1 protein-coding gene and 1 pseudogene are annotated in these 1,412 nt (G+C 67.5%); one reads left to right on the forward strand and one right to left on the reverse strand.

What is annotated here, in order from left to right; translation table 11 throughout:
• A pseudogene (locus IC66_RS0104890) lies at positions 1-587 on the reverse strand (prolyl oligopeptidase family serine peptidase); the annotation flags it as partial.
• Positions 588-781: 194 nt separating this feature from the next.
• On the opposite strand from IC66_RS0104890, the gene IC66_RS0104895 reads away from it, so the two are divergent.
• A partial coding sequence (locus tag IC66_RS0104895) for an MFS transporter (RefSeq protein ID WP_038946853.1) occupies positions 782-1,412 on the forward strand: 631 nt, incomplete at its 3' end.

Raw genomic sequence — 1,412 nt, forward strand, 5'->3', positions numbered from 1 at the left:
CCGGAGTCCGTCACCATGCCCTCGCCATGCGCGCTCGACAGCAGCAACGTGTCGGCATCAAGCCAGTCCGCGCCGCCCTTGGCTTCCGGCAGTGTAAAGCCGTCGGCGACGAAGCTCTTCGTAACGAGGTCGAATTCCCGCAACGTCACGGCGTCGCTGCCACCGCGCGACAGGCTCAAGATGGCGTGCGAGCTTCCCGGCGTCGTGGCGATCCCGCTCAGCAGCCAGTCCTCGCCTTCGCGCGCTGCGAGCTGGTCGATATCCAGCATGGTCTCCCACGCAGGACCGGCTTTGCGAAACTCCGTCAGCGTGGTCCGCCGCCACAGGCCGCGCGGGTTGGCGGCGTCCTTCCAGAGATTGTGCAGGTCGCTGCCGCGCCGGCTGACATAGGGAATGTTGTCGGGGCGATCATAGATCGCTGCGAGGATGTCGCGGTCGTGCTCGAAGGCTTTGCCACCGAACGCCTGGAGCGTCAGGCTGTTCTGCCGCTCGACGAAATCGAGCGCTTGCGTGCCCTCGATCTCCTCCAGCCACAGCCAGGGATCGTCGTCGGGAGCGCTGAGTGTAGGCCTGTCCTCGACGGTCATGAACGAAACTCCCAAAAGTCGCGGCGATAGGATTTGATCGAGCGCAAGCCGTCAAGCGCGCGGCCCGCTATCATCGCACCGATTGCGTCAGAGGCATGGCCTGCGCCCGTTTGCGCCGGTTGCCCGGCCACTCGCGTCCCTCCATAGTGCCGGGAATCAACCAGCCCTCGAGCCCATTCGGGCAGAAAAAGCCGATGCTTGACGTGACTTCTGCCCATGAGATCGCCGACGACGCCCGCGTGCGCGCCAATGTGGTGCGCCTGGCCGCGGCCCAGGCGCTGACGGGCGCCAACTCGGCCGTGATCTTCGCCACGGGCGCGATTGTCGGGGCCACGCTCGCGCCGGACATGTCGTTCGCAACCGTGCCGATCTCGATGTATGTGGTCGGACTTGCTGCCGGCACGCTGCCGACCGGCGCGATCTCGCGCCGTTTCGGCCGCCGCGTGGCCTTCGTCATCGGCACGGGCCTCGGCACGCTTACCGGCGTGCTCGGCTCGTTCGCGATCCTGCACGGCTCGTTCGCGCTGTTCTGCATCGCAACCTTCCTCGGCGGCCTCTACGGCTCCGTCGCGCAGTCCTATCGCTTCGCCGCTGCCGATGGCGCCAGCGCGGCCTACCGGCCCAAGGCGGTGTCCTGGGTGATGGCCGGCGGCGTGTTCGCCGGCGTGCTCGGTCCGCAGCTCGTGCAATGGACCATGGACGTCTGGCAGCCCTATCTGTTCGCCTTCAGCTTCCTGGTGCAGGCCGCCGTGGCGCTGATCGCGATGGGCATCGTCGCCGGCGTCGACATGCCCAAGCCCGCGCCGGCCGATCTGCATGGCGGCC

Source organism: Bradyrhizobium genomosp. III, assembly GCF_000261705.1.
Lineage (GTDB): Bacteria > Pseudomonadota > Alphaproteobacteria > Rhizobiales > Xanthobacteraceae > Bradyrhizobium > Bradyrhizobium ottawaense.